General features: G+C 59.4%; 13 protein-coding genes. 8 read left to right on the top strand and 5 right to left on the bottom strand.

From position 1 onward, the window contains the following. Window positions 1–78: 78 nt before the first annotated feature. Window positions 79–318 carry a biofilm development regulator YmgB/AriR family protein gene (locus FT726_RS25445; RefSeq protein ID WP_222952497.1) on the bottom strand — a complete coding sequence of 80 codons (240 nt, stop codon included), beginning with the start codon at window positions 316–318 and terminating at the stop codon, window positions 79–81. Between the two features lie 161 nt (window positions 319–479). Between FT726_RS25445 and FT726_RS25440 the strand changes: the two genes are divergently transcribed. The 6 genes from FT726_RS25440 to FT726_RS25415 all read left to right on the top strand — a co-directional run bounded on the left by FT726_RS25440 (window position 480) and on the right by FT726_RS25415 (window position 3,623). Continuing rightward, window positions 480–1,127 (top strand): hypothetical protein, encoded by a 648-nt coding sequence (locus FT726_RS25440; protein WP_346303671.1) that lies wholly within the window; start codon window positions 480–482, stop codon window positions 1,125–1,127. A 265-nt stretch (window positions 1,128–1,392) separates the two neighbouring features. Then, a complete protein-coding gene (locus FT726_RS25435) occupies window positions 1,393–1,575 on the top strand; it encodes a general stress protein (RefSeq protein WP_039337529.1) in 183 nt (60 codons plus the stop codon). A gap of 474 nt (window positions 1,576–2,049) precedes the next feature. After that, window positions 2,050–2,304, top strand: coding sequence for a hypothetical protein (locus FT726_RS25430; protein WP_346303670.1), 255 nt, complete (start codon window positions 2,050–2,052; stop codon window positions 2,302–2,304). A 280-nt stretch (window positions 2,305–2,584) separates the two neighbouring features. Continuing rightward, entirely contained in the window at window positions 2,585–2,827 is a 243-nt protein-coding gene (ycgZ, locus tag FT726_RS25425) for a regulatory protein YcgZ (protein ID WP_346303669.1), read from the top strand. A gap of 105 nt (window positions 2,828–2,932) precedes the next feature. Then, the gene (locus FT726_RS25420) at window positions 2,933–3,211 is read left to right on the top strand and encodes a hypothetical protein (protein ID WP_346303668.1); all 279 of its coding nucleotides are present in this window, start codon (window positions 2,933–2,935) and stop codon (window positions 3,209–3,211) included. A 145-nt stretch (window positions 3,212–3,356) separates the two neighbouring features. Beyond that, a complete protein-coding gene (locus tag FT726_RS25415) occupies window positions 3,357–3,623 on the top strand; it encodes a biofilm development regulator YmgB/AriR family protein (protein ID WP_222952492.1) in 267 nt (88 codons plus the stop codon). Window positions 3,624–3,841: 218 nt separating this feature from the next. Here the strand turns inward: FT726_RS25415 and FT726_RS25410 are convergent, their stop codons facing one another. The 3 genes from FT726_RS25410 to FT726_RS25400 form a co-directional block, all read right to left on the bottom strand. Further along, entirely contained in the window at window positions 3,842–4,039 is a 198-nt protein-coding gene (locus FT726_RS25410) for a hypothetical protein (RefSeq protein ID WP_346303667.1), read from the bottom strand. Between the two features lie 81 nt (window positions 4,040–4,120). Next, complete coding sequence (locus FT726_RS25405) at window positions 4,121–4,381, bottom strand: hypothetical protein (protein WP_222952491.1); 261 nt, start codon at window positions 4,379–4,381, stop codon at window positions 4,121–4,123. A 140-nt stretch (window positions 4,382–4,521) separates the two neighbouring features. Further along, the gene (locus FT726_RS25400; protein WP_346303666.1) at window positions 4,522–4,827 is read right to left on the bottom strand and encodes a hypothetical protein; all 306 of its coding nucleotides are present in this window, start codon (window positions 4,825–4,827) and stop codon (window positions 4,522–4,524) included. 243 nt (window positions 4,828–5,070) lie between these two features. Between FT726_RS25400 and FT726_RS25395 the strand changes: the two genes are divergently transcribed. Next, on the top strand, window positions 5,071–5,355 hold the full coding sequence (locus FT726_RS25395; protein WP_346303665.1) for a hypothetical protein: 285 nt from the start codon (window positions 5,071–5,073) through the stop codon (window positions 5,353–5,355). Window positions 5,356–5,394: 39 nt separating this feature from the next. On the opposite strand, the gene FT726_RS25390 is transcribed toward FT726_RS25395, so the two are convergent. Next, a complete protein-coding gene (locus tag FT726_RS25390; RefSeq protein ID WP_346303664.1) occupies window positions 5,395–6,555 on the bottom strand; it encodes a diguanylate phosphodiesterase in 1,161 nt (386 codons plus the stop codon). A 273-nt stretch (window positions 6,556–6,828) separates the two neighbouring features. On the opposite strand from FT726_RS25390, the gene FT726_RS25385 reads away from it, so the two are divergent. Further along, window positions 6,829–7,089, top strand: a complete 261-nt coding sequence (locus FT726_RS25385; RefSeq protein ID WP_088516874.1) for a hypothetical protein — start codon at window positions 6,829–6,831, stop codon at window positions 7,087–7,089. Window positions 7,090–7,144: the final 55 nt, after the last annotated feature.

The following is a 7,144-nucleotide window of genomic DNA, read 5'->3' as shown; positions in this document are numbered from 1 at the left end:
CACGGCATTCCGTTTGCCGCTCTCTTTTTTTTGGCGGACATAACTTAACCGGCACCCTGCCGGCAGTACATCCCGGACTCAGCGATTAAACAGCATCCGGAGCAGAGCCGTCAGGTGTTCCGCCTCAGCCTCATCGCCGGAATCATCGAGGCGCGCTATCAACTTGAGGCATAAAGCGGTTCGCGTCAGCCGCCGCTCCTGTCGCAGGATCTCAACGGTGATGCGGCCCAGCAGCTCAATCTGGCAGGGGTGAGTGACCTGGCTAAAATAACCGGTCAATCCGGCTTCTTTTTCCGGCGGTAGTCCGTCCTGTCGCATCAAATACCCGTGCGTAGTGAATGAGGTCGTGCGCAAAGTAACCGATGTGAAGGCGCGTGTACAGCAGTTATCCTGCGGTGCTCTGTCTTTTAAACAGCACCATTCGTTTTTGCAGACAATTCAGCGACATAAATTAACGCTCCGGTTATCAGGGAGGCTCAGTGAACAGAAAAGTAACGGCGGACGACAGCATGCCCATTACCTTGCCCGATACCAGCTTCAGTCAGGTACTGAATCCGGAAGACACCAACCGGGCCGACACCCGCGCGTTTCTTGCCCGTGACGTGGAGCCGTTTACGCTGCCCGGGTTTGTGACGCCGTTCGGCTACGCCCTCTGGCAGAACAGAGCAGAGCGACAGTTCAGGCTGGTCACGCAGGAGCCCGAGCCGGAGACCGTGTATGCGGTGAGGCTGGAAGAAACTGAAGACTTCACCTCGCCGGAGCGCGCCTGCATACAGGTCATGGTCTGGCGCACCCGCCAGCCGCAGCACGAGGGGGCGGTGCACGGTCTTGCGCGCCGGTTCTTCTGCCATTTTCTGCATCGCTGGTCGATTATTATTACCGACAGCGCGCAGACGAACGCGGCAAAGGTGATGTGGGAGGGGATGGTGGCCTGGGCGCTGCGCGACCCGGAGCACTACGTGTACGTATGGGACGGCACGGGCGAGTCGGGCTGCCTCCACCCGGTGCGCAGCTGGCTGGCGTTCTGCGGCCACTGGGCCGCCTTCTGCTGGGGCGCGGAGCCTGAAAGCCACCTGCGGCGACGGGTTGTCATCAGCACGCACCCCCTGAACGCTGCGCAGAAGTAATACGAATGCGGCACGGCGCGCCTGCAGAACAACTCTCCATCCGGAGGGATGTTACGCGCCGTTCCGCGCACACAGCCTGGCGCATATCGCTGAAGTCGCAAGCGCGAGGGTCCGGCGTGCCCGCATTTCAGATTCAGCCACCCGGTAATGCGTGTCCGCCGTCATACCCCTGAAAAAAAGTGTCCTGAAGACAGGCAGTCCTATACAGACGTGCCACACTATAACCGTCTGATATACAGGACAACTCTTATCTGAGGAACACATCATGACAGCAGTAAGACGCGGTGGAGCCGGAAACTTCGCGGCCGACCCGGCACGCGCCTCTGAGGCGGGCAGCAAGGGCGGCGCCGCCAGCGGCGGCAACTTCAAAAACTGCCCCGATCGCGCGCGCGAGGCCGGCCGTAAAGGCGGGCTTATCAGCCGGCGGGGCCCAAAGCCTGAAGTTTAAATAAAACCACAAGGACGCGCGCCGGAAGTAAATTTTTATCCCGGCGCGCTTAATTAGGAAATCTTTATCTCCTAATTATCTCTGATGTTGAAGGAGAATAACCGCCCGGACTTACCCCCTGATTTTTCTTATATGCGGCACATATTAACGGTCAGTATCCTGCAGGCTTATCCTCCCTTTTTTCAGGCCCTGTTAAATCCTCTTCTGAGATTAAATCCCGAAACAAAGACATGCTCAGACTGCACCTCAGGATGAAAACGATTTCAGACCACACATAAGGTTAATTCAGTATTTTCCGACAGTTACCTCTGATAACCTGTCAGGCATCTGAATTCAGGGTGTTTTTATTGCTGTGCGGCTGAGCGTAATTCTGACTGACGGGATAATGCGCGGAAAGTATTTAAACGGAACCGGTTTTCAGTCCCTTAAGCGACTACACTGAAATACCGTAATAAGGCGTAGGGAGAGCAGAGCATGCCTGATAATAACCATGACCAGAACCAGATGATTATTGGCGAAGCGGCGGTTCATCTGGCGATGAATAATGCGGACATTACCGTTGGCTCGCTTATCCGCGAGCTGGCTGAGATGGCCGCCGCCGAGAAAAATCCTGCGCGCTGCGTGCAGATAAGAGGGGCGAAACGCTGGCTCCGCGGGTTTGAGTCATCACCGGGCAACCGGGACGAGCTGAGATGGATCACTGCAGCGGGCCGCGGCTTCAGGCACTGAAGACACCCCTCCGCCTGTCCGGGTGACACCGGGCAGGCTTCTTTCCTGTGCCCCAGCCCCTGAGCTGACCATGCTGTTCTGACCGCTGTACAACCCCTTCGTTAACCCGCTCATCATTCGCGCGCTGATACTCACCTAAGTTACTGTTAAGTAACACCTAGCACTTTTTGCACAAAAAGATAAGCTGTACAACAACACAATTGCTGTACAAGTTTGATTTGGTTGTATAACTTTACGGTCAGACAGAGCCGACTACATTTTAACCACCGAGAGGTTCACCATGCGTCAGAGCAATACGAGATTCCCGGATTCCGCCAGCGACATTGCGCACTACTTCAGCAAGGCATCGGCGCCGACCCAGCAGGAAACGCTGGGGCAGATTGTCGTTGAAATCCTGCACGCAGGCAAGAACCTTAACCGTAAGGCCATCTGCACCAAGCTGCTGCGCCGCCTCGAAGTCGCATCCAGCCTGGAAGAAGAGCGTCATTACCAGACGCTTATTGGCATGCTCTTTGAGCGCTGAGTTACCCCGCCGTAATGAAGCGCCGACCGCTGCGTGCCTTCAGGACCGCCCGGAATGGCCGTCCTGCCATCCTGCCCGGAGGGGCATGAGCCGGAAGATGCGGGTATGAAGAATACAGATTTAACCTTAACGCGCCTCGCCGACGTTGTGCTGGGCGAAGCCGTTGTCGCACTGCTGAGCAGTGAAGATCACATTAGCGCAACCGGTGTGGCGAGACAACTCCGCGCCATGAGCGGCGGCGAGACGAATTCGGTAAGGCGTGAAGCCATCGCCCTGGCGCTGGGCAAGGTACAGAGTGAATTTGCACAGTCGCGCGAGAGCCGCGACGCAGACGTGCTGGCACTGAGTGCTCCGAGCGGCCCGGTCAGCAACGTTAAGAAATGACAGTGACAGATATTCAAAAGCACTGATATCCGCACCGCGCGGAGAGCGGCAGGACGCCCGCAGGACGCGGCCACCGGAGGGTGGCCGTTTTTATTTCAGGCATCAGCCTGGCCACATTTGCCCGCAGGGCCTGACGGATAACACCATGCAGCTTAACGAACATCACACCACCACCGAAGCCGACATCATCCAGCACTTCCGCAGCGGCGGCGACGCGCTGGCCGCCGAGACCGCCGTACTGGACGCCGTCATCCGCGACATCGTTATTCACGGCAAAAAGGTCACCAGCAAAGCGATCATTCTTTATCTTATCGCCGAGCTCGAGAGCACTTCAGACGTGGTCGAGCTTGACGTGCTGCGCAGCGCGCTGGAAATCGTGGTGGGTAAAACGCCCGAAGACGAGGGCTTCTGAGGCTACTTCTGCTGCACAGCGTGCGCGGCGGCCAGCGCTGCCGGGGAGTCAAATCCCCCTTTTGAGGCCCACACGGAGCAGCTGACGGCGGCGGCGAGGGTAACGGCAATCCAGACTTTCACAGGCATCTCCCGGTTTAAACGATTTCACACTTCTCATTGTGGCACGTCGCCGTCATTATGCGCGCGGTGCACGTCAGAACGGGGGTAATCCGAAGGTCAGTGCATCTGCTGAGCCAGCAGCCTGACGGCGCGTGCGCAGCTTTCGCGCACGCCCGCCGCGCCGGCCGCTTCGCCCATGCCGTGCAGGGCGCTAGTAATTTCGTGAAGGGTAAGGTGCTGGTCCGGCTTAAGAAGGCGCGCCACGACCGTTCCGATAACGGCGTAGATATCTTCGGCGGTGGTGTCATCGTTCATATGACCTCCGTCCGTAAGGTGGATAAGTGTACAGTATATCAGAAAGGCGACCCCGGGGATACCGCAGCGCCCCGGGTGACCTTAGTGAAGCTTCTGCGCTGACAGACCGTCAGCGCCGGTCACCCCGGTCTTTTCACCGGTGCGAATCTGCATTTCCCGCCGGACCTCTTCAATAGCGCGCAGCCCCGCGCGAACGCGGTCTTCATCCGTTTCATGCTCAATAGCCGCGCGCAGGCGCTCCGTCAGCACGGCCCAGCTGATGGCGACGTCCTCGTCCAGCAGCGCCGTAACGGCCTCGCCAATCATGATGTCGGCCATTTTTTCTTCAAAGTCATTTTTCATGGGGTTATCCGGCAGCAGGTTTCGGGCGCAGAGCTTACCACAGCGCAGCGGGCCCGAACATGAACGGGGACTCTGTCATGCAGAAAACTTTTCCAACGCAGCGTCAGGACGCGGCACGGTCGCGCTGTTATGAGGGGAACTTACTCCTGCGCCGGCATTTTCTTTCTCCGGCCGCGCTGCTTTGCCGCGGGCGGCGCGGCTTCCGCCATCGGAGAGGGCTTCTCCAGGCGGTACAGGCAGACGTCGCCGTGCTCCGCCAGGCTCGCCGGCCAGATCATGGCCGCGTTCCCGTCCTCCACATACAGCGCGCCCAGCGGCTGTACCACGGCCCAGGGCGCGCCCAGCGTGCGGCGCAGCTGCAGGATCTCCTGCGCCATCGCCACGGCCTCTGCGTCATGGCTGTCCGGATGACCGGCGACGTGGCTTAGCCTGTCCTCGCTGAGCATGGCTGCCTCTTTTGTGGGTTATTGACTGTTGCGCTGATAGCCCACCGGCAGATTGCCGGAGATCTCCCGCTGGCGCATGCTGCAGTTATCTCCGGTGCTGAGACAGGGGGCTTACGAAACCTTTACGCTTGATATCCCGCTGACGGCTTGCAGAGTCTGCAACCCGTTCTACACTGGGCGGACCAGTGAAAGAGTACCGTTTTTAAAACAATAAAAGGAAAAAAAATGATTTTAAGTGAGTTTATGCTGAAGGTGAACCGCTGGCCTCAGATGCAATTTACAGCAATTGAAAGCGAGCAGCGCGACGCCGGCATCGAGATTTACGCCATCGACTGCACAAACCAGACCAAAAGCCGGCTGCTGATTTACCGTACGCCGGACGCGCAGCACGCGGCGGCGATGATGACGCATTTCCGCACCTGGCTTGAAAAGGCCAACCGCGGCAGAACCCTGCGGCAGGAAAAGGCCGACGTGCCGGCGGCCGTCATGGCCGCGCAGCATCCGCCTCAGCAGGTCGCCGCCTGTTAATCATCCGGGGCCCGCGGGCCCCCTGTTCTGCACCTTGCCTCAGACGGCCTCGCGTGTCTCCGGCCAGGCAACGGCCGCGCCCTCTGCGGTGAACAGCGCGCCCTGGAAATCAGTGACCCCGGCCGCCTCCAGCCACATCCACTCCTCCGGCTGCTCGATGCCTGCCGCGATGACGTTGATCTCCAGCGCTGAACAGCAGCGCAGCACCGCGTGCACCACCGCCTGACGGGGGCCGCTGCGGTGAATGTTGCGCACGATCCCGGCGCCGATACGTACGCGGTCCGGCTGCACGTGCGCCAGCAGCGACAGCCCGGCTGAGCCGTCACCAAAGTTATCAATTGAGAGACTGATACCGGCCTGCTTCAGCTGCCGCACCGCTGCGGAAAATGCTTCCAGCTGAGAGATAACCTCCGTCTCGCTGACGCCCAGTATAATTTGCTGCGGCACCAGTCCGGCGCTGTCGATGGCGCTCACGAGCCGGCCCACGGCGTCCGGCAGGGCGACCAGCGTCATGGGCAGAATGCTGACGTACAGCATGATGTCGTCCGGGCACGAGCTGCCGGCCCTGTTCAGCGCCCCGGTGACTGCCGCGAGATTGTGCTCGTAAAGCGCCTCGCCGGAGAGCCCCGCCGGCGCGTCACCGGGCAGGGCCTCAAGGGCCGTGACCTCACGTCCGAGCGGGTCGACCACCGGGCGGAAGGCGCCGCCCGCTGCCGGGGCCGGTGACCCGTTCTCGTCCGGCACAAAGTCCCAGTAGTTGGCGGGCAGGACCTCAAAGTAGTTCTCTTTCTCCCGGGCTTCCACGAAGGTTCGCAGGAACTGCAGGCCGCGATCGTCATAGGTCAGGCGGTATTTAGACGTGCCGCGGTCAAGCACCGCCTGCAGCACGCTGCCGCTGTCGTGGTGGCGCAGGTCGAAGAGCTCCATGCCGTGATTGCCGAAGCGACGTGACGGTGAGTAGTCGCGCATCAGTTCAACCACGTTGTGGTGGCGCCGGTCGGCGCAGATGCGAGCGTAAATGTCCAGCACGCCCTCCTCCGGGCCCTCCAGGATCTGGAAGAAGTGCGTACCGTTAAACAGCAGGATGCCCGTTACCTGATGCCGTGCGTTCAGCAGGCTGGCCTTCTCCACCATGCCCGGCAGGATGCGGACGGGCACCTCATCGGCGAGGTGGCTCCGGTAAATTATGGTTGTAAGCATTTGAGGCTCCGTATTGCCGCAGATTGTCACGGGCACCTTAGCAGTTGGCTGACCATTCTCAAACCGGACCGGTAACGGGCGTGGTGACACGCAGAATGAACATTATGGCGCGTCAGAAACGATAAATTCTGACGCGCGGAGCTCTCTCATCATAATTATTGAAATAAATTATTACGGAATAAGGGTTTTTCAGAATATCCTCCGGGCGCTTTCGTCAGCGGGGTCTACAGTGTGACGTGAGGCTGTCATCAACGTAAAACGGAGGTAGTAAATTTGTCTATTCAACACGACGGGAAAGGGCACGTCATTATTGGCGAAGCGGCACTGAGCCTGGCGCTGGGCGAAAAGGAAATAAGCGTGCAATCGCTTATTACCGAGCTCGGACACATGGCGGAGGCCGGCGGCAGCGATAACCGGCTCACTGAAATATCCGAAGCCAGAAGCTGGCTGAAGAGCTTTCACGAGCCGGAGCAGGCCGTCCGGCACGTGCCGTACCTGCAGACCCTTGCGGGCCTGAACGACGAGAAGAACTGACGCCAAAGGACGTAGTCCGGCTCTGGCCGGAAGACGACGATGAAGATGACCTCAG

This window comes from Pantoea sp. Morm (genome assembly GCF_016643525.1).
In the GTDB taxonomy this organism is placed as follows: Bacteria; Pseudomonadota; Gammaproteobacteria; order Enterobacterales; family Enterobacteriaceae; genus Pantoea; species Pantoea dispersa.
This window is presented reverse-complemented; position numbering and strand designations above follow the sequence as displayed.